Origin of the sequence: Hydrogenophaga taeniospiralis, assembly GCF_020510445.1 — a bacterium.
Lineage (GTDB): Bacteria > Pseudomonadota > Gammaproteobacteria > Burkholderiales > Burkholderiaceae_C > Hydrogenophaga.
Genome location: NZ_JAHBAG010000001.1, coordinates 3,173,271 through 3,195,506, shown reverse-complemented (window position 1 = coordinate 3,195,506; position 22,236 = coordinate 3,173,271). Strand labels below are relative to the sequence as shown.

Annotated in this window: 20 protein-coding genes; 1 reads left to right on the top strand and 19 read right to left on the bottom strand. The window is 64.7% G+C overall.

The features are described 5' to 3' along the window. Window positions 1-53: 53 nt before the first annotated feature. From carB to rpsB, 19 genes are all read right to left on the bottom strand, one after another. Entirely contained in the window at window positions 54-3,305 is a 3,252-nt protein-coding gene (gene carB / locus KIH07_RS15300; RefSeq protein WP_226492786.1) for a carbamoyl-phosphate synthase large subunit, read from the bottom strand. Between the two features lie 30 nt (window positions 3,306-3,335). Continuing rightward, window positions 3,336-3,698 carry a hypothetical protein gene (locus tag KIH07_RS15295; protein WP_226492785.1) on the bottom strand — a complete coding sequence of 121 codons (363 nt, stop codon included), beginning with the start codon at window positions 3,696-3,698 and terminating at the stop codon, window positions 3,336-3,338. A gap of 30 nt (window positions 3,699-3,728) precedes the next feature. Then, window positions 3,729-4,889, bottom strand: coding sequence for a glutamine-hydrolyzing carbamoyl-phosphate synthase small subunit (gene carA, locus KIH07_RS15290; protein WP_226492784.1), 1,161 nt, complete (start codon window positions 4,887-4,889; stop codon window positions 3,729-3,731). Between the two features lie 250 nt (window positions 4,890-5,139). After that, window positions 5,140-5,907: a TrmH family RNA methyltransferase gene (locus tag KIH07_RS15285; protein WP_226492783.1), complete on the bottom strand. Its 768-nt coding sequence runs from the start codon at window positions 5,905-5,907 to the stop codon at window positions 5,140-5,142. Next, on the bottom strand, window positions 5,904-6,566 hold the full coding sequence (gene rnhB / locus KIH07_RS15280) for a ribonuclease HII (protein WP_226492782.1): 663 nt from the start codon (window positions 6,564-6,566) through the stop codon (window positions 5,904-5,906). The genes KIH07_RS15285 and rnhB overlap by 4 nt, the downstream gene beginning before the upstream one ends. After that, complete coding sequence (gene lpxB / locus KIH07_RS15275; RefSeq protein ID WP_226492781.1) at window positions 6,538-7,680, bottom strand: lipid-A-disaccharide synthase; 1,143 nt, start codon at window positions 7,678-7,680, stop codon at window positions 6,538-6,540. The genes rnhB and lpxB overlap by 29 nt, the downstream gene beginning before the upstream one ends. A gap of 31 nt (window positions 7,681-7,711) precedes the next feature. Continuing rightward, on the bottom strand, window positions 7,712-8,506 hold the full coding sequence (lpxA, locus tag KIH07_RS15270; RefSeq protein ID WP_226492780.1) for an acyl-ACP--UDP-N-acetylglucosamine O-acyltransferase: 795 nt from the start codon (window positions 8,504-8,506) through the stop codon (window positions 7,712-7,714). A gap of 18 nt (window positions 8,507-8,524) precedes the next feature. Further along, entirely contained in the window at window positions 8,525-8,965 is a 441-nt protein-coding gene (gene fabZ / locus KIH07_RS15265) for a 3-hydroxyacyl-ACP dehydratase FabZ (RefSeq protein ID WP_068166067.1), read from the bottom strand. Further along, window positions 8,962-10,014: a UDP-3-O-(3-hydroxymyristoyl)glucosamine N-acyltransferase gene (lpxD, locus tag KIH07_RS15260; protein WP_226492779.1), complete on the bottom strand. Its 1,053-nt coding sequence runs from the start codon at window positions 10,012-10,014 to the stop codon at window positions 8,962-8,964. The genes fabZ and lpxD overlap by 4 nt, the downstream gene beginning before the upstream one ends. A gap of 15 nt (window positions 10,015-10,029) precedes the next feature. Next, a complete protein-coding gene (locus KIH07_RS15255; RefSeq protein WP_413465747.1) occupies window positions 10,030-10,548 on the bottom strand; it encodes an OmpH family outer membrane protein in 519 nt (172 codons plus the stop codon). Beyond that, the gene (gene bamA, locus KIH07_RS15250; RefSeq protein ID WP_226492778.1) at window positions 10,548-12,848 is read right to left on the bottom strand and encodes an outer membrane protein assembly factor BamA; all 2,301 of its coding nucleotides are present in this window, start codon (window positions 12,846-12,848) and stop codon (window positions 10,548-10,550) included. Before bamA ends, KIH07_RS15255 begins: the two co-directional genes overlap by 1 nt. Before the next feature lie 13 nt (window positions 12,849-12,861). Continuing rightward, on the bottom strand, window positions 12,862-14,226 hold the full coding sequence (gene rseP / locus KIH07_RS15245) for an RIP metalloprotease RseP (protein ID WP_226492777.1): 1,365 nt from the start codon (window positions 14,224-14,226) through the stop codon (window positions 12,862-12,864). Window positions 14,227-14,301: 75 nt separating this feature from the next. Then, window positions 14,302-15,489 (bottom strand): 1-deoxy-D-xylulose-5-phosphate reductoisomerase, encoded by a 1,188-nt coding sequence (gene ispC / locus KIH07_RS15240; RefSeq protein WP_226492776.1) that lies wholly within the window; start codon window positions 15,487-15,489, stop codon window positions 14,302-14,304. Between the two features lie 4 nt (window positions 15,490-15,493). Then, on the bottom strand, window positions 15,494-16,327 hold the full coding sequence (locus KIH07_RS15235; RefSeq protein ID WP_226492775.1) for a phosphatidate cytidylyltransferase: 834 nt from the start codon (window positions 16,325-16,327) through the stop codon (window positions 15,494-15,496). Continuing rightward, window positions 16,320-17,093 carry a polyprenyl diphosphate synthase gene (uppS, locus tag KIH07_RS15230; protein WP_226492774.1) on the bottom strand — a complete coding sequence of 258 codons (774 nt, stop codon included), beginning with the start codon at window positions 17,091-17,093 and terminating at the stop codon, window positions 16,320-16,322. The genes KIH07_RS15235 and uppS overlap by 8 nt, the downstream gene beginning before the upstream one ends. Window positions 17,094-17,148: 55 nt before the next feature. Next, window positions 17,149-17,709, bottom strand: coding sequence for a ribosome recycling factor (gene frr / locus KIH07_RS15225; protein ID WP_226492773.1), 561 nt, complete (start codon window positions 17,707-17,709; stop codon window positions 17,149-17,151). Window positions 17,710-17,751: 42 nt separating this feature from the next. Further along, a complete protein-coding gene (pyrH, locus tag KIH07_RS15220) occupies window positions 17,752-18,462 on the bottom strand; it encodes a UMP kinase (RefSeq protein ID WP_068166087.1) in 711 nt (236 codons plus the stop codon). A gap of 182 nt (window positions 18,463-18,644) precedes the next feature. Next, window positions 18,645-19,562 carry a translation elongation factor Ts gene (gene tsf / locus KIH07_RS15215; protein WP_226492772.1) on the bottom strand — a complete coding sequence of 306 codons (918 nt, stop codon included), beginning with the start codon at window positions 19,560-19,562 and terminating at the stop codon, window positions 18,645-18,647. A gap of 116 nt (window positions 19,563-19,678) precedes the next feature. Beyond that, the gene (gene rpsB / locus KIH07_RS15210; protein ID WP_068166092.1) at window positions 19,679-20,434 is read right to left on the bottom strand and encodes a 30S ribosomal protein S2; all 756 of its coding nucleotides are present in this window, start codon (window positions 20,432-20,434) and stop codon (window positions 19,679-19,681) included. Between the two features lie 344 nt (window positions 20,435-20,778). On the opposite strand from rpsB, the gene KIH07_RS15205 reads away from it, so the two are divergent. Continuing rightward, entirely contained in the window at window positions 20,779-22,065 is a 1,287-nt protein-coding gene (locus KIH07_RS15205) for an FAD-dependent oxidoreductase (protein WP_226492771.1), read from the top strand. Window positions 22,066-22,236: the final 171 nt, after the last annotated feature.

Below are 22,236 nucleotides of genomic sequence, written 5' to 3'. Positions count from 1 at the left end.
GCGCCCATGCCCGTGGCATTCAAGAGGGGAAGTCCCTCTCCGGCAGATGGCGCTCAGGCCGCCAGCTGCGCGTGCATCTCCTGCACCGAAATCACGCCCAGGTTGTCCAGGTACTTCATGCCCTCAACGGCGGCTTCCGCGCCGGCGATGGTCGTGAAGGTGGTCACACGGGCCAGCAGGGCCGAGGTGCGGATGGCGCGCGAGTCGGTGATGGCATTGCGGCGCTCTTCCACCGTGTTGATGACCAGCGCGATCTGATTGTTCTTGATCGAGTCGACGATGTGCGGGCGGCCCTCGGTCACCTTGTTCACCGTCTGCACCGGCACACCGGCTGCGGCAATGGCCGCTGCCGTGCCGCGCGTGGCCACGAGTTCAAAACCCATGGCCACCAGCTCGCGGGCGATCTCCACGGCGCGGGGCTTGTCGCTGTTCTTCACGGTCAGGAACACCGTACCCGAGGTCGGCAGTTTGGTGCCGGCGCCGAGCTGGCTCTTGACGAAGGCTTCGCCAAAGGTCTTGCCCACGCCCATGACCTCGCCGGTGGACTTCATCTCGGGGCCGAGAATGGTGTCCACGCCGGGGAACTTGACGAACGGGAACACAGCCTCTTTCACGCTGAAGTACGGCGGGGTGACTTCGGCGCCGATACCCTGGGCATCGAGCGACTGGCCGGCCATGCAACGTGCCGCCACCTTGGCCAACTGGATACCCGTGGCCTTGGAGACGAAGGGCACCGTGCGCGAGGCACGCGGGTTGACCTCCAGCACGTAGATCACGTCCTGGCCGTCCACTTCCTGGATGGCAAACTGCACGTTCATCAAGCCGATTACGTTCAAACCTTCGGCCATCGCCGCGGTCTGGCGCTTGAGTTCGTCCACCGTGGCTTGCTTCAGGTAGTACGGCGGCAGCGAACAGGCGGAGTCGCCGCTGTGCACGCCGGCCTGCTCGATGTGTTCCATCACGCCGCCGATGAAGACGCGGCCGGTGTGGTCGCGGATCGCGTCCACGTCGCACTCGATGGCGTCGTTCAGGAAACGGTCGAGCAGCACCGGCGAATCGTTGCTCACCTTCACCGCTTCGCGCATGTAGCGCTCCAGGTCGCGCTGCTCGTGCACGATTTCCATCGCGCGGCCACCGAGCACGTAGCTAGGGCGCACCACCAGCGGATAGCCCAGGGCGGCGGCTTTTTCCAGCGCCTCGGGTTCGGCGCGCGCCGTGGCATTGGGCGGCTGGCGAAGCTTCAGTTCGTGCAGCAGCTTCTGGAAACGCTCACGGTCTTCGGCCGCGTCGATCATGTCGGGGCTGGTGCCGATGATGGGCACGCCCGCGGCCTCCAGGCCGAGCGCCAGCTTCAAAGGCGTCTGGCCGCCGTACTGCACGATCACGCCGGTGGGCTTTTCCTTGTCCACGATCTCCAGCACGTCTTCCAGCGTCAGCGGCTCGAAATACAGGCGGTCGCTGGTGTCGTAGTCGGTGGACACGGTTTCGGGGTTGCAGTTGACCATGATGGTCTCGTACCCGTCTTCGCGCATCGCCAGCGCGGCGTGCACGCAGCAGTAGTCGAACTCGATGCCCTGGCCGATGCGGTTGGGGCCGCCGCCGAGCACCATGATCTTCTTGTTGGTCGTCGGCTCGGCTTCGCACTCGCCGTCGCCATGGCCCTCGTAGGTCGAGTACAGGTAGGCGGTGTCGGTGGCGAACTCGGCCGCGCAGGTGTCCACACGCTTGTAGACCGGGCGGATGTTCTGCGCGATGCGGCGCGCGCGCACGGCGGCGTCGGTGGTCTTGAGCAGCTTGGCGAGGCGGCGGTCCGAGAAGCCCTTCTTCTTCAGGCCGCGCAAGGTCTCGGCGTCGATGGCGTCGAGGCTGGTCTTTTCCAGCGCGAGTTCGATCTTCACGATCTCTTCGATCTGCACCAGGAACCACTTGTCGATCTTGGTGAAGTGGTGCACTTCGTCGATGGTCCAGCCGGCGGCAAAGGCGTCGCCCACGTACCAGATGCGCTCGGGGCCGGGCTCGCCCAGTTCCCGCTCCAGGATCTCGCGGTCCTGGGTCTTTTCGTTCATGCCGTCCACGCCCACTTCCAGGCCGCGCAGGGCCTTCTGGAACGACTCCTGGAAAGTGCGGCCCATAGCCATGACCTCACCCACGCTCTTCATCTGCGTGGTCAGGCGGCTGTCAGCGGCCGGGAACTTCTCGAAGGCGAAACGCGGGATCTTGGTGACCACGTAGTCGATCGAGGGCTCGAACGACGCCGGCGTGGCGCCACCGGTGATTTCGTTGCGCAGCTCGTCCAGCGTATAGCCCACGGCCAGCTTGGCCGCGACCTTGGCGATCGGGAAACCTGTGGCCTTGGAGGCCAGCGCGGAGGAGCGCGACACGCGCGGGTTCATCTCGATCACCACCATGCGGCCGTCGGCCGGGTTGATGGAGAACTGCACGTTGGAGCCACCGGTGTCGACACCGATTTCGCGCAGCACGGCCAGCGAGGCGTTGCGCAGGATCTGGTATTCCTTATCGGTCAGCGTCTGGGCGGGCGCCACGGTGATCGAGTCACCGGTGTGCACGCCCATCGGGTCCAGGTTTTCGATCGAGCAGATGATGATGCAGTTGTCCGCTTTGTCGCGCACCACTTCCATCTCGTACTCTTTCCAGCCGAGCAGCGATTCTTCGATCAGCAGCTCGTTGGTCGGCGAGGCTTCCAGGCCGCGCTTGCAGATGGTCTCGAATTCTTCCGGGTTGTAGGCGATGCCGCCACCGGTGCCGCCGAGCGTGAAGCTGGGGCGGATCACGACCGGGAAGCCCACGGTCTTCTGCACGCCCCAGGCCTCTTCCATGCTGTGGGCGATGCCCGAACGCGCGGAACCCAGACCGATCTTGGTCATGGCGTCCTTGAATTTCAGGCGGTCTTCGGCCTTGTCGATCGCTTCGGGCGTGGCGCCGATCAGCTCGACGTCGTACTTGGCGAGCACGCCGTGGTGCCAGAGGTCGAGCGCGCAGTTCAGCGCCGTCTGCCCGCCCATGGTCGGCAGGATCGCGAAGCCGCCGCCGTTGAGCGGGCGCTCCTTGGCGATGATCTTCTCCACCGTCTGCCAGGTGATGGGTTCGATGTAGGTGACGTCGGCCGTGGCCGGGTCGGTCATGATCGTGGCGGGGTTGCTGTTGATCAGGATGACCTTGTAGCCCTCTTCGCGCAGGGCCTTGCAGGCCTGCACGCCGGAGTAGTCGAACTCACAGGCCTGGCCGATGATGATCGGGCCGGCGCCGATGATGAGGACGGTCTGGATGTCTGTTCTTTTGGGCATGGTTCGCTTGTGTGTCTTGTTGCGCGGGCTTCAGCCCTGGCGCTGGGTGTCCAGTTTGTTCAGCAGCGCCTGGATGCGCTCGACGGGCACGTTTTTCTGCATCAGCTGCAGCAGGCCGTCGCCTTCGATCATGGGACGCAGCACCTCGACCTCCGCCGGGTAGAACAACGCGTCCCAGGCGGCCATCTCAGTATTGAAGGTCTCGTCGTCCCAGGTCTTGCCCTTGGCGAGCAGGGTCACCAGGGGCATGGCCTTGTTTTCCACGAAGGCCTTGCGGTACGGCTTTTGCGCCCAGCGCTGCGCGAACCAGTCGCGGTGCGGCGACTCCAGCGAGAGCATGCGCTTGGCGATCGCCTTTTCAATGGCGAAAACCGGAAAACTGAAGAGTTTCATGAAGGCGTTCCAGGTGAGGCTCGGCCGCTGTCAGGCAACGGCGTGTTTCTGCATCAGTTCGATGAAACGATCGAACAGGTAGCCGATGTCGTGCGGGCCGGGCGAGGCCTCCGGGTGGCCCTGGAAGCAGAACGCGGGCCGGTCGGTGCGGGCCAGTCCCTGCAGTGTGCCGTCGAACAGGCTCACATGGGTGGCGCGCAGGGTGGCGGGCAGGTCTTTCTCGTCCACCGCAAAGCCGTGGTTCTGACTGGTGATGCTCACGCGACCGCTGTCCAGGTCCTTCACTGGGTGGTTGGCACCGTGGTGGCCGAACTTCATCTTGAAGGTCTTGGCACCACTGGCCAAGGCCATGATCTGGTGGCCCAGGCAGATGCCAAAGGTGGGCACGCCGCTGTCGATGATTTCGCGTGTGGCGGCGATTGCGTAGTCGCAAGGTTCCGGGTCGCCCGGGCCGTTGGACAGGAACACGCCGCTGGGTTTGAGTTTGAACACGTCGGACGCGGGCGTCTGCGCCGGCACCACGGTGATCTTGCAACCGCGTGCACTCAACATGCGCAGGATGTTGTGCTTGACCCCGAAGTCGTAGGCCACCACATGGAAACGCGGCGCGATCTGCTCGCCGTAACCAAAACCCAGTTGCCACTCGGTCTGGGTCCAGGCGTAGGGTTCCCGGGCCGACACCACCTTGGCCAGGTCCTGGCCGGCCATGTTGGGCGCGGCCTGGGCAGCGGCCAGGGCGCGGGCGCGGTGCTCGTCGGTGATGGACTCGCCCGGGGCCAGTGCAAGGATGCAGCCGTTCTGCGCGCCATGGGTGCGCAGGCGGCGCGTGAGCGCGCGGGTGTCGAGGTCGGCGATGGCCACGGTGCCTTCGCGCTGCAGGTAGTGCGACAGCGTCTCTTCACTGCGGAAGTTGGACGCCAGGAGGGGCAGGTCTTTGATGATCAGGCCAGCGGCATGGACGCGTGAGGCCTCCACGTCTTCACGGTTGACACCGGTGTTGCCGATGTGCGGGTACGTGAGCGTGACGATTTGCTGGCAGTAGCTCGGATCGGTGAGGATTTCCTGGTAACCGGTGAGCGCGGTGTTGAACACCACCTCGCCCGTGGTCTGGCCGGTCGCGCCGATGGAAATGCCTGTAAAGACCGTGCCGTCGGCGAGCGCGAGAAGGGCTTTCGGATGGACGGGAAGCACGGTTTTCTCCAGATGATTTTGTGGGTGCATCCGCGCCCGCCATGGGGCACAACCAGGGAGGATCCGCAGCTTTTCACGGCGTCTCGGGCGACCAAAACGTGGTGAGTGGAGGCGGTAAACCTGGGCAGGAAGCCGGGGCGGACGCAGGGGTTGCGCCGATTGCGGGTAAACCCCGGAATTATAGCCTGAGGGCCTGTTCCCGCCGGCCGGTTTCAGCTGCCCCAGCCCCGGGAACGGGTGCAAAAAACCCTCAGCGACCGGTCGCGCTGGCGTGCAGGCAGATGGCGGCAGCGGCGGCCACGTTGAGCGACTCTTCACCGCCCGGCTGCGCGATGCGCACCGACTGCGAGGCCATGGCCTGCAATGCGGCATTCACGCCCTGCCCTTCGTGGCCCAACACCCAGGCACAGGGCCAAGGCAGACGGGCCTGGTGCAGAAAATCGCCTTCGTGGGAACTGGTGACGAGCAGCGGCACCGACAACGCGCCCAGGTCGTCCACCGACAGCCCTTCAACCAGATGCAACCCAAAGTGCGCGCCCATGCCGGCACGCAGCACCTTGGGTGACCACAAGGCCGCCGTTCCTTTGAGCGCCAGCACCTGAGCAAACCCCATGGCTGCTGCGCTGCGCAGGATGGAGCCGACGTTGCCGGCATCCTGCAGGCGGTCGAGCACCACGGTGGCGCCGTCCGCCCGCAGCCCACCCGTCTCGGGCAAATTCCAGACAAACCCCACGCCAGAGGGGGACTCAAGCCCGCTGATGCCTGCCATCAGCCCATCGGGCACGGTGACGATGTGGTCGGCGGCGTCGCGCAGGTCGTGCGGTGCCTGGGGCCAGAAGTTTTCAGTGAACACCGCCGTGGCCGGCCGGTGCCCACGCGCCAGCAGCGCCCGGCACAGGTGGTCGCCCTCGAGCCAGACCTGGCCCTGCTTTCGATAGGCCGTGCTGTCCTGCGCCAACAGCCGCAGCCGCTTGAGCAGCGGGTTGTCGCGCGAGGTGACGGAAAGCGGTGTGTTCATGGGGTTTTCGCCGCAACGCGAGACGCCTCGACGATGGCGGCGGCGTCCAGCGCACGTGCCACCGGCGCGAACGAGCGGCGATGGGCCGCCAGTGCCCCATGCATCTGCAACGCCTGCAGGTGTTGCGCGGTGCCATAGCCCTTGTGTCGGTCAAAGCCAAACTCGGGGTGCAGGGCATGCAGCTCCAGCAGCATGCGATCGCGCGAAACCTTGGCCAGAATGGAGGCCGCCGAGATAGCCGACACGAGCGCATCGCCCGAGACGATGGCCTCGGCCAGCACGTCCAGCGCCGGCAGGCGGTTGCCGTCCACCAGCACCTTGGTCGGTTTGAGCCGCAGCCCCTGCACCGCGCGCTGCATGGCCAGCATCGTGGCCTGCAGGATGTTGAGGCGATCGATCTCCTCCACCGTCGCATGTGCGATGCTGCAACACAAGGCCTTGGCGCGAATTTCGTCGTACAGCTTTTCGCGCCGTTTGGCCGTGAGCTGTTTGGAATCGGCCAGCCCCTTGATCGGTTTGAGGTCGTCCAGAATCACGGCCGCGGCCACCACCGGCCCGGCCAACGGTCCGCGACCGGCCTCGTCCACCCCCGCGACCAGACCAGGCACATCCCAGACCAGCGCGGCCTGCTCAGCTTTGAAGAACTTTTTCGATCGCATCGGTGGCGAGTTGGGCGGTGTCGCGCTTCAGGGTGTGGTGCAGCGTGGTGAAACGCTGCTGCAAGGTGGTGATTCTCTCAGGCGCGTCGAGCCAGTCCAGCACACCGCGCGCCAGGGCCTGGGGCGTGGCGGCATCCTGCAGCAGTTCGGGCACGACAAACTCGCCACACAAGATGTTGGGCAGACCCACCCAGGGCTGCAATTGCTTGCGCTGCATGATCTGCCACGACAGCCAGTTCATGTTGTACGCGATCACCATGGGCCGCTTGAACAACGCGGCCTCCAGCGTGGCCGTGCCGCTGGCGATCAAGGTCGCGTCGCACGCCGCCAGCGCATCGTGCGAACGACCGTCCAGCACCGTCATGCCCTGCAGCCCGCTGGCGCGTACCAGTCCGTCGATGCGCGGCCGCAGCGCCGGCAGGGCCGGCACAACGAAACGCAGCCCGGGCCGCTGGCGCTGCATGAGCACGGCTGCGTCAAAGAAGCGGCGCGCAATGTACTGCACCTCCGACTGCCGACTGCCCGGCAGGATCGCCACTACCGTATCGTCGTCGCACAGGCCCAAGCGTTTGCGCGCCGCCCGGCGGTCCGGCTCCAGTGGAATCACCTGGGCCAAGGGGTGGCCGACGTAGGTGGAGTCGATGCCGTGCTGCGCGAGCAAGGCGGGCTCGAACGGGAACAGGCACAGCACGTGGTCAGCGCTCCGGCGCAGCTTCAGGACCTTCTTCGGGCGCCAGGCCCAGAACGACGGGCAGACGAAATGCACGGTCCTGATCCCGCCAGCCTTCAGCGCCACCTCCAAGTCGAAGTTGAAATCGGGCGCATCGACGCCGATGAACAGGTCCGGGCGCTCGCCGGACAGCAGTCGATCCCGCAACTGTTTGCGGATGGACAGGATTTCCCGAATCTTCGGCAACACCTCGATATAGCCACGCACCGCCAGCTTCTCGCTCGGCCACCAGGCCTCGAAGCCGTGCTCGGCCATCCGGGGGCCGCCGATGCCGAAGGACGTCAGGTCGGGCCAGCGCTGCCGGACACCACCCAGCAGCAGACCCGCCAGAAGATCGCCAGACGTCTCGCCCGCCACCAGGGCAAAGCGCTTGGAAGGCGTCATTTCAGTGCTCCATCGCGCAGCGCGCGACACATCAGCGAACGATGCCGCGCTGGGGCGATGCCTGCCGCAGGAAATCCAGCATCATCGCCACGTCGGGCGCGGCCTCGGGGGTCTTGTCCGTCAGGCCACCGATGCGTTCCATGGACTGCTCAAGCCTCAAGTCGTCCCGGTACAGCGCCTTGTGCATGGCCTTCACGGCCGCGATGCGCTCGGGTGAAAACCCCCGGCGGCGCAGGCCTTCGAAGTTCATCGAGCGCGCGGCGGCGGGTTGCCCCTGGCACATCACGAACGGCGGCAGATCGGCGAACAACAGCGAGCACATGGCCGTCATGGCATGCGCGCCGATGCGCACGAACTGGTGCACCACGGTGAACCCACCGAGGATCACCCAGTCGTCCACCACCACATGGCCTGCGAGCTGCGAGTTGTTGGCGAAGATGGTGTGGTCGCCCACCAGGCAATCGTGCGCCAGGTGCACGTAGGCCATGATCCAGTTGTCGTTGCCGATACGGGTCACTGCCCCGCCTGTGGGCGAGCCGATGTTGAAGGTGCAGAACTCGCGGATGGTGTTGCGGTCCCCGATGACCAGTTCGCAGGGTTCACCCGCGTACTTCTTGTCCTGCGGGATCGCGCCCAGCGAGTTGAACTGGAAGATGCGGTTGTCGCGCCCGATGGTGGTGTGACCCTCGATCACGCAGTGCGCGCCGATCGTGGTGCCCGGGCCTACTTTCACGTGCGGACCAATCACCGTGTACGGGCCGACGGTGACCGACGCATCCAGCTCGGCGGCGGGGTCCACCAGGGCGGTGGGATGGATATGGGACACGAGACGCCTCCTGCCGAATCAGGCGATGGTGCGCATGGTGCACATCAGCTCGGCCTCGCAGGCGATCTCGGTGCCGACCCGGGTGACGGCCTTGAATTTGAAGATGCCGGCCTTCATTCGCTCCAGCGTCACGTCCATCACCAGTTGGTCACCGGGTTCAACCGGGCGCTTGAAGCGGGCGCCATCGATGCCGGCGAAGTAATACACCGTCTTGTCATCGGGTGTCACACCCACGGTATCGAAAGCCAGCAGAGCCGCCGCTTGCGCCATGGCCTCCAGCATCAACACGCCCGGCATGACCGGGCGGTGGGGAAAATGGCCGACGAAGAAGGGTTCGTTGATGGTGACGTTCTTCAGCGCCTTGATGCTCTTTCCCTTGTCGAGTTCAAGCACGCGGTCCACCAGCAGGAACGGGTAACGGTGGGGCAGTTGCTTGAGAATCTGGTGAATGTCCATCATGGTTTGGGTGTGTTGTTCGATGCTTGTGCGATGGCCTGCTCGACGGCTTTGAGCCGTTCGCGCAGGCGGTTGAGCTGTTTGAGAGAAGCGGCATTCTTTTCCCAGCTCGCATTGTCGTCGATGGGGAACACACCGGTGTAGTGGCCTGGCTCGCGGATGGAACGCGTCACCACCGTCGCGGCCGATATGTTCACCCCGTCGGCCAGGCTCAGATGCCCCAGCACCACCGCACCACCACCCACGGTGCAATGGGCACCAATGGTGGCGCTGCCGGCCACCCCCACACACCCGGCCATGGCGGTGTGGGCGCCGATGTGCACGTTGTGGCCAATCTGGATCAGGTTGTCGAGCTTGACCCCGTCTTCGATCACGGTGTCGTCAAGCGCACCCCGGTCGATGCAGGTGTTGGCTCCGATCTCGACATCGTTGCCAATGCGCACCGCACCCAATTGCTCGATCTTGACCCACTGCCCCTGGTGCGGGGCAAAGCCGAAACCGTCGGCACCGATCACCACCCCCGGGTGCACGGTGCAGCGCGCACCGATCACGCAGCGCTCACCCACGGTCACGCGCGCATGCAGCGTGGTATCGGGCCCCACCACGGCGTCGCGCCCCAACACCACATGCGCACCGATGCGCGCGCCACGCGCGACCCGGGCACCTGCACCAATGACCGCGAAGGCGGCGATGTCCACATCCGGTTCAATCACGGCCAGGGGGTGGATGCTCGACAACGGATCGATGGCGGGCTCGGGCAGAGGCTCATGCTCGGAGCGCCACCATTGGGTGAGCCGCGCGAAGTACAGGTAAGGGTCGTCGGTGACGATGCAGGCGCCGCGCTCAGCAGCTGCGTCCTGCAAGGCGGGCGTGACAACCAGCGCACCCGCCTGGGTGGTCCGGATCTGATGGGCATAGCGGGCTTGCGCCACAAAAGCCAGCTCGTCCGGTGCCGCACTGGCCAGCGGAGCCAGGCGGGTAATCATGGTGTCGGGTGAGCCGACAAGCGTGCCGCCCAAGGCGGCAACAATGGAGCCCAGTGGCCGCGACACGCCCGGGCCCTGCGCTTACTTGGCGCTGTTCAAGCCGCTGAGCACCTTGTCGGTGATGTCGTGCTTGGGATTGATGTAGACCGCTTCCTGAATGACCAGGTCGTATTTCTCCGCCTCGGCCACCTGCTTGATGACGCGGTTCGCGCGTTCCAGCACCTGCTGCAGCTCTTCGTTCTTGCGCAGGTTGAGGTCTTCCTGGAATTCGCGCTGCTTGCGCTGGAACTCCTGATCCTGGTTGACGAGCTGGCGCTGGCGCGTCACACGCTGGGCTTCGGGCAGCGTGGGCGCTTCGCGCTCGAACTTCTCGGAGGCCGCCTTGAGCTGGCTGGCCTGATTCTGCAGTTCCTTCTCGCGCCGCGAAAACTCCTGCTCAAGCTTGGTCTGCGCGGCCTTGGCCTGATTGGCCTCGCGAAAGATGCGCTCGGTGTTCACGAATCCGATGCGGAAGTCCTGCGCCATGGCGGTCGACACCACCAGACCCGCGACCGCAACCACCAGCGCCCGGCTGAAGAAACGAAAGAAAGAAGACGTCATCAAAAAGAGGTTCCGATCTGAAACTGGAATCTTTGGATTCTATCGCCTGAGAACTTGCGAACCGGGTTGGAATAGGCGAACCGCAGGGGACCGATGGGTGAAATCCAGCTCACACCGACACCGACGGAAGCCCGCATATCGGAGAAGGTGACCTTCTGATCTTCACCGTACACGTTGCCCAGATCGAAGAATCCAAACCACCGCAGGGTGCGGTCGTTGCCCGCCCCCGGGAAGGGCGCAATGAACTCGGCGTTGAGCACGAAGTTCTTCGCACCACCGATGTTGACCGTCTCTCCCGTGGTCGAACCGATGACGGCGGAAGTGGGGCCCAATGTGCCCTGCTCGAAACCGCGCACGGAGCCCAGACCACCACCATAGAAGTTGCGCAGCACCGGGTAAGGCTTGCCCCCCAGACCCTTGCCGACACCGAGTTCGGTGTTGAACGCCAGTGTGTATTGTTTGGTGAGCGGAATGTACTGCTGGAACTGGTAGCTCAGCTTGACGTAGCGCCTGTCGCCGCCCAACCCCATTTCGGTGTTGAAACGCTGGAGCCGCCCGGTGCTGGGCACCAACGCGCTGTCACGGCCATCCCGCGCCCAGCCAATCGTGGCGGGCAGGTAGGTGCCACCCTGGTCCCGGTAAGCCTCGGGCAGCTCGGCACCCTCCTCCACGGTCACACGCTCGGCGCCGACACCGAAAAACACGGTGTCGGTTTCGGTGAAAGGAACACCAAAGCGCACCCCGACGCCCGGGGTGGAGATTTCATAGTCGCCGCCTTGCGCGTCGTAGGGACGGGTGGTCTTGTAATACAGGTCGAAGCTGCGTGAGATGCCGTCGGCCGTGAAGTACGGATTGGTCGTGCTCAGCACGAACTGCCGGTTGAACTCGCTGGTGTTGAGGTCCAGCCCCAGGTAGTTGCCGCTGCCAAACACGTTTTCCTGCTTGATGCTGCCGATGAAGGACAGCTTGTCCGCCTGGGAATAACCGGCGCCAATGGACAGGTTGCCGGTGGGTTTCTCGACCACAGAGACGGTCAGATCGACCTGATCCGGAGAACCCGGCACCTGCTCGGTATCAATCCCCACTTCGGTGAAGAACCCCAGCCGGTCCACCCGGTCGCGCGACAGGCGGATGCGGTCGCTGTCGTACCAGGCCGACTCCAGTTGGCGGAACTCGCGGCGGATGACTTCATCGCGCGTGCGGTTGTTGCCCTCGACGTTGATGCGACGCACATAGACCCGCCGGGCCGGCTGGGCCCGCAGCACAAACGCGACCCGGTTGTTGACGCGGTCGATCTCCGGCGTGGCCTCGACCTGGGCAAAGGCATACCCAAAGGCGCCAAAGTAGTCGGTGAAGGCCTTGACCGTGCGGGTCACGTCCTCGGCGTTGTAGGCCTCGCCAGCACGCATCGCCACCAGCGTCTTGAACTCTTCTTCCTTGCCCAGGTACTCGCCTTCCAGTGCCACCGAGGACACCACATAGCGCTTGCCCTCGGTGATGTTGATCGTGACCGACATCGCCTCTTTTTCAGGGGTGATCGCCACCTGGGTCGAATCGATGCGGAACTCAAGGTAGCCGCGTGTGAGGTAGTACGAACGCAGACTCTCGAGGTCGGCGTTGAGCTTGGCACGCGAATAGCGATCGGACTTGGTGTACCAGCTCAACCAGCCACCCGTGTCCAGGTCAAACAGGTTGCGCAAGGTGGATTCGGGAAACGCCTGGTTGCCCACTATGTGGATTTCGCGAATCTTGGCCACATCGCCTTCGACCACGCTGAAGTTCAGGTTGACACGGTTGCGCTCGATGGGCGTGACCGTCGTCACCACCTGCGCTGCGTACATGCTGCGGTTGATGTACTGGCGCTTGAGCTCCTGCTCGGCGCGGTCCGCCAGCGCCTTGTCAAACGGTCGACCCTCGGTCAACCCCACATCCCGCAACGACTTCTTCAACACGTCGGCATCGAACTCCTTGATGCCCGAGAAGCTCACGTCGGCCACGGTGGGCCGCTCTTCGACGATCACCACCAGCACATCACCGTTGATCTGCAGACGCACATCGGTGAACAGGCCCAGGCCAAACAACGAACGGATGGCGGTCGAGCCTTTTTCGTCGTTGTAGAGATCCCCGATGCGAAACGGCAGCGAGGCGAACACCGTGCCGGGCTCCACACGCTGGAGCCCTTCCACCCGGATGTCCCGCACCGTGAAGGGATCGGCTGCCCAGGCCGGCAAGGCCGCGAGCAGCGCCGTTGCCACGGCCGAAAGAGTCAGGCCACGCAGACCGGTTTTGATTTTTTTCATGGGAGAAGTACGTTCAGCCAGCCAAGCGGGCCACATCATTGAACAAGGCGACGGACATGAGGGCCAGAAGTACCGCGATACCTCCGCGCTGCAGGCGCTCCATCCAGACGTCGGAAACGCTGCGTCCGGTCACACCCTCCCAAAGATAATACATCAGGTGCCCTCCGTCCAAGACGGGCAGTGGCAGCAGGTTGAGCACCCCCAGACTGACACTGATCAGAGCGAGAAACAACAGGTAGGAGGTCAAACCCATGCTGGCCGACTTGCCTGCGTAGTCGGCGATCGTGAGGGGCCCGCTGAGGTTCTTGACCGAGGCTTCGCCGATCAGCATGCGCCCCATCATCTTGAGCGTAAGCCAGGACACTTCCCAAGTTCGCACCACCCCCAGGGTCAGGCCGTCCAGAAAACCGTGGCGCACAGTCATCATCTGTGGGGCTGCGCCAATGTAGGCGCCTATGCGCCCGATCCACAACTCACCTTGCCGCTCGGGTGCTGGCTTGACACTCAGCTCCACGAGGCGCCCGGCACGCTCAACCACCCAGCGCTGCTCGACCGCCTGCCCGCCGGGGCCGACCGCGGCCTTGATCAAGGCGCGCAGGGCCTGACCATCCGCCACGGGCCGACCATCCACCTGTTGCACCCGGTCCCCTGCCTGCAAACCGGCAGCCGCCGCAGCCCCATCCGGCATCACCTCGCCCACCAGCGGCGCTGTCCATGGTGCCGTGATGCCGATGCGCTGAAACAGGCTGGCATCGGCCTCGCGCACATTCAGCTCGCTCAGCGCCAGGGTCACAGCATGTGTGCTGCCGCCCTCCTCCCGCCCCACCCAAAGCGTCATGTCCTCACCCGACAGCGCCGCCTGGGTCAGGCGCCAGCGCAGGTCTTCAAACGAACCCACATCGGCCGGTTCCGCATCGGCTGTGCTGGACCGGGCCACCCATTCCCCGCCAGACAAGCCCGCGCCAGCGGCCAGCGAACCCGCGACGGGACTGCCCAGCACGGGCTTGGGCTCTTCGACACCCGTCCAGTTCACCACGGAGTACAGCGCCACGGCGAGCAGCAAATTGGCCAAGGGGCCTGCCGCAACGATGGCGGCCCGCGATCGCAGGGGTTGCGTGTTGAAGGCCAGATGGCGTTCGGCGGCATCCACCGGCGCCTCGCGCTCATCAAGCATGCGCACATAGCCCCCCAGGGGCAGCGCGCAGAGCACAAATTCGGTGGGACTGCCTTTGCGGTGCCAGCGCAGCAGGGGCTTGCCAAAGCCAACCGAATAACGCAGCACCTTCACCCCGCAGGCCACCGCCACGCGGTAGTGGCCGTATTCGTGCACGGCGATCAGAAGTCCAAGGGCCACCACAAAGGCAACGAGTGTGAGCATGTCTGGGTATCCGTTGTGCCGCCTGGATAGGGATGTCCGGGGTCCATCGATCCAGGGCGATGGCCCGGGCTGGGTTCAGGCCCGGAGCCGATGAACCTGGGCTTCGGCCTGCGCGCGGGCTTCCGCGTCGATGGCCATCAGCTCGTCCAGGCTGTGCGGCTTGGAGGGCAACACAGCCGTCAAAGTTGCATGGTTGACCGCATGAATCTGGTCAAACCGCAGCCGCTGTCCGAGGAATGCGGCGACCGCCACCTCGTTGGCGGCATTGAGCACGGTGGTCGTGCCTTCCGGCGCCAACAGGGCGTCCCAGGAAAGGTACAAGCCCGGATAACGTTCGCGCTGCGGGTCCATGAACGTCATCGAAACCAGTGAGGAAAAATCCAGCGGTTGCGCGCCGCTTTCCATGCGCTCCGGCCACGACAGGCCATAGGCAATGGGCACGCGCATGTCCGGGGTGCCCAGCTGGGCCAGCACCGAGGTGTCTTTGAACTGCACCATCGAGTGGATGATCTGCTGCGGATGGATCAGCACCTTGATCTTCTCCGGAGGCAGATCGAACAGCCAGCGCGCCTCGATGACTTCAAGCGCCTTGTTCATCATGGTGGCCGAATCCACCGATATCTTGCGCCCCATGACGAAGTTGGGATGCGCGCAGGCCTGATCGGGCGTGATGCCAGGCAGTGCCGACAGGGGGGTTTCCCGGAACGGCCCACCCGACGAGGTCAGCAGGATGTGGTCCAGCCGGGACGGCCAATGCCGCGCGTCTTCCGGCAGGCACTGGAAGATGGCCGAGTGTTCGCTGTCGATGGGCAGCAGGGTGCCGCCACCGTCGCGCACCGCGTCCATGAACAGCCCGCCGCCGACCACCAACGCCTCCTTGTTGGCCAGCAACAGCTTTTTCCCGGCGTGGGCCGCCGCGAGCGTCGGCGCCAACCCGGCGGCACCCACGATGGCGGCCATCACCACCTGTACCGCAGGGTCCGCACTGACCTCGCACAAGGCCTGGGCCCCCGCCAGAACCTGGACCCGCAGGCCCAGCTCTTTCACCCGTGCGGACAGTTGCCGCGCATGGTCGGCGCTGGCCATGACCGCATAGCGCGGCGAAAACGCCTGGCACTGGGCCAGCAGGGCCTCAACCTGGGTGGACGCCGTCAGGGCGAAGACCTCGTAGCGGTCAGGATGGCGGGAAATCACGTCAAGCGTGTTCACGCCGATCGACCCGGTGGAGCCGAGAATGGTGACGGTTTGTCTGGATGAAGTCATGGTTTCAGAAAGTGGCCAGCATCATGGCCAGCGGCAACACAGGCAGCAGCGCATCGACCCGGTCCAACACCCCGCCGTGCCCGGGCAACAACTGGCTCGAATCCTTCATGCCCGCGCTGCGCTTCACAAGAGACTCCACCAGGTCACCGACCACGCTCATGGTGACGAGAAAGACACCGCCCAGCACCGCCAGCACGGGGCCCCAGGCCCACAGGCGGGAGAACAGACTGGGCTGCGCAAAGACCCCTTGGGCATCGATCCAGAGCCAGCCTGGCGCCAACAGCAACACACCCGCCATGCCACTGAACACCCCTTCCCAGCTTTTGCCAGGACTCACGGTGGGCGCCAGTTTGTGACGGCCAAAGGTCTTGCCACCAAAATAGGCCGAGATGTCGGCCATCCAGACCAGCGTCAGCACCGACAGCAGGAAACCCAGCCCAAGCATACGGGCCTGCACCAGGGCCAGCCAGGCGCAGGCGATCAACACCAGGCCAAGCCCCAGGCGCCAGGGCGCCGACCAGGCGCTCCACCCGGGCACACCGCGTCGCAACATGACCACCGCCAACAACACCCAGCAGACCGCAGCGGCCAGCCAGAGGCTGCGCCACGACAGCTCCAGTCCACCCGCGATCCAGACGCATCCGAGGATCAGCCCAAACCCCAGCCCCAAAGCCTTCGCCGCACGCTCGCTGCACCCATTGAGGCGTGCCCATTCCCAGCCCGCTGCCACAACCACCACCAGGGCCAGCACGGCAAAGGGTTCAATCGTCGGATAGAAAAGCGCCGGCAACAAGAAAGCCAGCAAGACCAGCGCGGTGATCACCCGCTGCTTAAGCATGGTGCAACCCGCCCACCGAAGCGGCACCGGGCACGGGCTTTTCCAACTGTCCAGACGTTTTGCCAAAGCGCCGTTCTCGGCTGGCGAAATCTGCCAGTGCCCGATCCAGCTCCGCATCATCGAAGTCGGGCCAGAGGCATGGGGTGAAAAACAGCTCGGTGTAGGCCGCCTGCCACAGCAGGAAGTTGCTGATGCGCATCTCCCCACCGGTGCGAATCATCAGGTCCGGGTCACCCACATGGGCCAGCGCGGTGTTTTCGGCCAGGCTTTGCTCGGTGATTTCCCGGCCAGCGGCCACCAGCCGGCGTGCGGCCTGCGCGATGTCCCAGCGCCCACCGTAGTTGAAACAGACGTTGAGCACCAGCCGCTGGTTCTGCGCCGTCTTGTCTTCGGCGGCTTGCAAGCCTTGCACCACCCGCTTGGAAAGACCCGTGCGATCACCCGGGAAAAACAGACGCACACCGCTTTCGCTGAGCTTTGGCACCTCGCGCGACAAGGCCAGGGCCAGCAGCTCCATGAGGCTGGACACCTCCTCCACCGGCCGGTTCCAGTTTTCCGAGGAAAAGGCAAACACCGTGAGCACGGGGATGCCCCTGTCCAGGCAGGCCCGCACCGTACCTCGCAAGGCGTCCACACCCTGCTTGTGCCCAGCGACACGCGGCAGATGGCGCTTTTGGGCCCAGCGACCATTGCCGTCCATCACGATGGCCACGTGGCGCGGCACACCGGCGGGCGTTGAGAACTCGGGGACGGGAGCGTCTGCCATCAGGGTGTTGGAAAGGAGGCCATGGGACAAGGCAGGAGGTGAGAGGCTGGACGCCTCAGACCGCCATGATGTCCTGTTCTTTGGAGGTGACCAGACGGTCGACTTCCGAGATCATGCGATCGGTCAGCTTCTGGATGTCCTCTTGCGAACGGCGGTCATCGTCTTCAGAAACCAGCTTGTCCTTGAGCAGTTTTTTCACCGCGTCGTTGGCATCGCGGCGCAAATTGCGGATGGCGATCTTGGCCGCCTCGCCTTCACCACGCACCACCTTGGTGAGCTCCCGGCGGCGCTCCTCGGTCATGGGGGGCATGGGCACACGGATCAGGTCGCCCTGGCTCGCCGGGTTGAGGCCGAGATCGGATTCGCGAATCGCCTTCTCGATCTTGGCGCCCATGCCTTTTTCCCACGGCGCCACGCCAATGGTGCGCGCATCGAGCAGCGTCAGGTTGGCCACCTGCGACAACGGCAACATGGAACCGTAGTAGTCCACATGCACCGTGTCGAGCAATTGTGGATTGGGCCGCCCGGTCCGCACTTTGGCCAGGTTGCCCTTGAACGACTCCACCGACTGCTGCATCTTGTGCTCAGCGGTTTGACGGACTTCAGCGATGCTCATGAATGCTCCTCCAATCGACAGTGTTCGGTGTTTCGGCTTGCGTCAGACGTGAACCAGGGTGCCCTCGTCCCCGCCCAGCACCACATTGCGCAGGGCGCCCGGCTTGAAGATCGAGAACACCTTGACGGGCAGTTTCTGGTCGCGGCACAGGGCGAACGCCGTGGCGTCCATCACCTGCAGGTTTTTCGCCATGGCTTCGTCAAACGAAATGGTCGTGTAGCGGGTGGCCGACGGGTCCTTATTGGGGTCGGCGCTGTAGACGCCATCGACCTTGGTGGCCTTGAGCACGATCTCGGCGCCGATTTCCGCGCCACGCAGGGCGGCTGCGGTGTCGGTGGTGAAGAACGGGTTACCGGTGCCGGCGGCGAACACCACGACCTTGCCCTCCTCCAGGTACTGCAGGGCCTTGGGACGCACATAGGGCTCGACCACCTGCTCGATCGCGATGGCCGACATCACCCGTGCCACCAGACCCGCCTTTTCCATCGTGTCGGCCAGGGCCAGCGAATTCATGACCGTGGCCAGCATGCCCATGTAGTCGGCGGTGGCTCGGTCCATGCCGACCGAGCCACCCGCCACGCCGCGAAAGATGTTGCCACCACCGATGACGATGGCCACCTCCACGCCCAGGCGCGTCACCTCGGCAATTTCTTCCACCATGCGAACGATCGTCGCCCGGTTGATGCCAAAAGCATCGTCGCCCATCAGGGCTTCGCCCGACAATTTCAGCAGGATCCGTTTGTAGGCTGGCATGGGGACAACTTTCTGGAAATGAATCAGCGAAAAACTCAACCCGCAAGTGTAGCGAGCAGCGACCAGCCTATGCAGGGCAGCGGCCCCGCATGCGATCGAAAAAACGGCACCCCACAAGACAACGGGCCTCACGGCCCGTTGTCTCACTCAGCAAAGGGGCTGGCCAATCGTCCAGCGACGGATCAGGCGCCCTTGGCTGCTGCGACCTGGGCCGCCACTTCGGCCGCGAAGTCGTCGACCTTCTTCTCGATGCCTTCGCCCACCACGTAGAGCGTGAAGCCCTTGACGGTGGTTCCGGCGGCCTTGAGCATCTGCTCGACGGTCTGCTTGTCGTTCTTCACGAAGGGCTGGTTGAACAGCGACACTTCCTTGAGGTACTTCTGCACGCCACCTTCGATGCGTTTGGTCACGATTTCGGCGGACTGCACCGGCTTGCCTGCGGCCTCGGCGACCTTGCGGTCCTCGTCGGCCTTGGCGGTCGCCACCGAGCGCTCGCGCTCGATCAGCTCGGCCGGCACGTCGGCGCTGGTCAGCGCAACAGGCTTCATGGCAGCGATGTGCATGGCGGTGTCCTTGGCGGGGGTTTCCTCGCCGTCAAACTCCACCACCACACCGATGCGGGTGCCGTGCAGGTAGCTCACCAGCCTGGCCGCGCCACTGTAGTGCTTGAAACGGCGGAAGCTCATGTTCTCGCCGATCTTGCCAATCAGACCCTTGCGCACGTCTTCGAGCGTGGGGCCGAAGCTGTCCTGGCTGTAGGGCAGCGCGCCCAGGGCGGCGACGTCGGCCGGGTTGTGCTCAGCCACCAGCTTGGCTGCGGCATTGGCCATGGCCAGGAAGCTGTCGTTCTTGGTCACGAAGTCGGTTTCGCAGTTGACTTCGATCAGGCCACCGGTGGTGCCGTCGATGAAGCTCGCGACCACGCCTTCGGCGGTCACGCGCGATGCGGCCTTGCCGGCTTTGGTGCCCAGCTTGACGCGCAGCAGTTCTTCGGCCTTGGCCATGTCGCCATCGGCTTCGGTCAGCGCCTTTTTGCATTCCATCATGGGGGCGTCGGTCTTGGCGCGCAGTTCGGCCACCATGCTTGCAGTAATTGCCATTTTCAGTTCTCCGTTGACCGCTGCACCCCGCAGGACGTGAGCGGACTAGTCAATTGATCGGTTTTCGCGTGCGAAAAAGGGGCCACGCGAGCCCCTCTTTCGCGCAAGGGCAGCAATCAGGCGGCTGCGCTGTCCTTGACTTCGACGAATTCGTCGCTGCCTTCGGCAGCCACGGCCTTGACAACGTCGTTCACGGCGTTGTTGCGGCCTTCGAGGATCGCATCCGCGATGCCACGGGCATACAGGGCCACGGCGCGAGCGGAGTCGTCGTTGCCGGGGATGACATAGTCAATGCCCACGGGCGAGTGGTTGGTATCGACCACGCCCACCAGCGGAATGCCCAGCTTCTGGGCTTCGAGCACCGCGATCTTGTGGAAACCCACGTCGATCACGAAGATGGCGTCGGGCAGCGCGGCCATGTCCTGGATGCCGCCGATGTCCTTTTCCAGCTTTTCCATTTCGCGAGAGAAGGTCAGCTGCTCTTTCTTGGACATGCTGTCCAGACCGGCTTCCTTCTGGGCCTGCATGTCCTTGAGGCGCTTGATGGACGTCTTGACGGTCTTGAAGTTGGTCAGCATGCCACCGAGCCAACGCTGGTCCACGAAGGGCACGCCGGCGCGGCGGGCTTCCTGGGCCACGATGTCACGCGACTGGCGCTTGGTGCCCACCATCAGGATGGTGCCGCGGTTGGCGGAGAGCTGGCGCACGAACTTGGCGGCCTCTTCGAACAGGGGCAGCGTCTTTTCGAGGTTGACGATGTGGATCTTGTTGCGGTGACCGAAGATGTACGGAGCCATCTTGGGGTTCCAGAAACGGGTTTGGTGACCGAAATGGACACCCGCTTCCAGCATTTCGCGCATGGAGATAGACATGAGATTTCTTTCCAGAGGTTGAGACTAAAATCCAGCCCTGATCACCTGGGTTGTGCGGCGCATCATGCACCGCCACATCCCTCGGCAACACCCGGTTGGGCTGGTTTGCGATTGGCTTCGCTGCATGGGCCTGAAAGGATATTCAGACCCATGGGGTAGCAAAGCCTGTCAATTATAGCAGCCGGACCGACACCGACCCATTCCTCCAAGCCCGTCCGGTTGTGCCCGCTCCCGCACAGCCGGGAGTTTTTTGTGCCCAACCCCATGCCTCCCCCGCGTTCCCCCGTGCAAGCCCTGCTGAACCAGCCGTCCGCCCGGCGGACAGATCCAAGCCGGAGGCTGCCATGAAGCTCGCGATCATCGGGGCCGGCGTCGTTGGCACCACCACAGCCTACGAGCTGGCACTCGATGGCCACGAAGTCACGGTGTTTGAGCGTCGGCACACCGTGGCCGAAGAGGCCAGCTTTGCCAACGGCACACTGATTCACCCGGGCTGGATCCTGGCCCTGGCGGGCCATCGACGTGGGTGGCGGTCCTTGACGCCCTGGGCGGCCGCGGGATCGGGCCTGAAACTGGAGCGTCTTCCGCGCACAGGCGAATGGCCGTGGCTGTGGCAATGGCAGCGCGCGGGCCAGCCTGGTGCGCAGGTCGGCCACCTGGAACACGTGCACCGACTCGCGAGCTACAGCCACCAGCGGCTGCAGGCCCTCAGCACCGCGATGCAGCTGGACTACGACCGCAGCCAGGGGTTGCTCGCGTTGTGGCGCACCCCGCAGGAGGCTGAACAGATGCAGGGGGCGTTACAGCTCATGCGGACACTTGGCGTGGAAGTGCGGGAGTTGTCCGGCCAGGACACCCGTTTGCTCGAACCCGCGCTGAACCCAGACACCCCGCTGCACGCCGGAATCGAGCTGTTCGGAGACGCCGTGGCGAACTGCCGCCAGTTCACCTTGCTGATCAAAGCACAGGCGCAGTCGCTCAACTGCCGCTTTGCGTTTGGCACCCGCGTCGAGCGCATCGATGTGGACGGTGGCGTCACCCTGACCCACGCGCCCGTCGACAGCGCCAGCCCATCGGAGGCGCCATCCAGCGAACGCTTTGACGCAGCGGTTCTCTGTGCCGGCGCCGCCAGCGCCGAACTGCTGCGCCCGCTGGGGCTGCGGATTCCCCTGCAGCCGGTGTATGGGCACTCCATCAGTGCCGCCATTCGGGAGCCCATGGACGCACCACTGTCCGGCGTGCTGGACGCGCGGCACGGTGTTTCGATCACGCGGCTCGGACAGCGGGTGCGGGTGGCCGGCGGCGCCCGCCTGGGTGGCCGCCCCGGGCTGAAATCGGCCACGGAACTGCGCCGCCTGTACCAGGTGCTCGCTGACTGGTTCCCCGGTGCCGCCCGGATGGGAGGTCAGCAAGACAGCGTGCTGGAGTGGCAAGGCGCCCACGCCATGCTACCGGACGGCCCGCCGGTGTTGGGTGCGAGCCGGTTGCCGGGCCTGTGGTTGAACCTGGGCCATGGCGACAGCGGATGGACCACGGCCTGCGGCAGCGCACGAGCGCTGGCCGACGCCATCCGGGGCGGCTCGCCCGACATCGACTTGAGCACGTACTCGCCGCAGCGCTTTGACCTCTGACCACCGATGTGATCGCCCGGTGCCGGGTTGCCGGACTGCCGCGCGACCGTGTTGAAATGCCATCAACAGGCTCACCGTCAGCGCAGGCGTGGGCAGGTGCCATGCGCCAAGGCCGGCGGTCGCCATGCGGTGGACTTGACGGTTGGCGCACGGACCCGCAGGATGCCTGCT

Coding starts and splice junctions, on each gene's coding strand:
- carB (WP_226492786.1), bottom strand. CDS start 3,305: ATGCCCAAAAGAACAGACATCCAGACCGTCCTCATCATCGGCGCCGGC.
- KIH07_RS15295 (WP_226492785.1), bottom strand. CDS start 3,698: ATGAAACTCTTCAGTTTTCCGGTTTTCGCCATTGAAAAGGCGATCGCC.
- KIH07_RS15285 (WP_226492783.1), bottom strand. CDS start 5,907: ATGAACACACCGCTTTCCGTCACCTCGCGCGACAACCCGCTGCTCAAG.
- rnhB (WP_226492782.1), bottom strand. CDS start 6,566: ATGCGATCGAAAAAGTTCTTCAAAGCTGAGCAGGCCGCGCTGGTCTGG.
- lpxB (WP_226492781.1), bottom strand. CDS start 7,680: ATGACGCCTTCCAAGCGCTTTGCCCTGGTGGCGGGCGAGACGTCTGGC.
- fabZ (WP_068166067.1), bottom strand. CDS start 8,965: ATGATGGACATTCACCAGATTCTCAAGCAACTGCCCCACCGTTACCCG.
- KIH07_RS15255 (WP_413465747.1), bottom strand. CDS start 10,548: ATGACGTCTTCTTTCTTTCGTTTCTTCAGCCGGGCGCTGGTGGTTGCG.
- bamA (WP_226492778.1), bottom strand. CDS start 12,848: ATGAAAAAAATCAAAACCGGTCTGCGTGGCCTGACTCTTTCGGCCGTG.
- rseP (WP_226492777.1), bottom strand. CDS start 14,226: ATGCTCACACTCGTTGCCTTTGTGGTGGCCCTTGGACTTCTGATCGCC.
- ispC (WP_226492776.1), bottom strand. CDS start 15,489: ATGACTTCATCCAGACAAACCGTCACCATTCTCGGCTCCACCGGGTCG.
- KIH07_RS15235 (WP_226492775.1), bottom strand. CDS start 16,327: ATGCTTAAGCAGCGGGTGATCACCGCGCTGGTCTTGCTGGCTTTCTTG.
- uppS (WP_226492774.1), bottom strand. CDS start 17,093: ATGGCAGACGCTCCCGTCCCCGAGTTCTCAACGCCCGCCGGTGTGCCG.
- frr (WP_226492773.1), bottom strand. CDS start 17,709: ATGAGCATCGCTGAAGTCCGTCAAACCGCTGAGCACAAGATGCAGCAG.
- pyrH (WP_068166087.1), bottom strand. CDS start 18,462: ATGCCAGCCTACAAACGGATCCTGCTGAAATTGTCGGGCGAAGCCCTG.
- tsf (WP_226492772.1), bottom strand. CDS start 19,562: ATGGCAATTACTGCAAGCATGGTGGCCGAACTGCGCGCCAAGACCGAC.
- rpsB (WP_068166092.1), bottom strand. CDS start 20,434: ATGTCTATCTCCATGCGCGAAATGCTGGAAGCGGGTGTCCATTTCGGT.
- KIH07_RS15205 (WP_226492771.1), top strand. CDS start 20,779: ATGAAGCTCGCGATCATCGGGGCCGGCGTCGTTGGCACCACCACAGCC.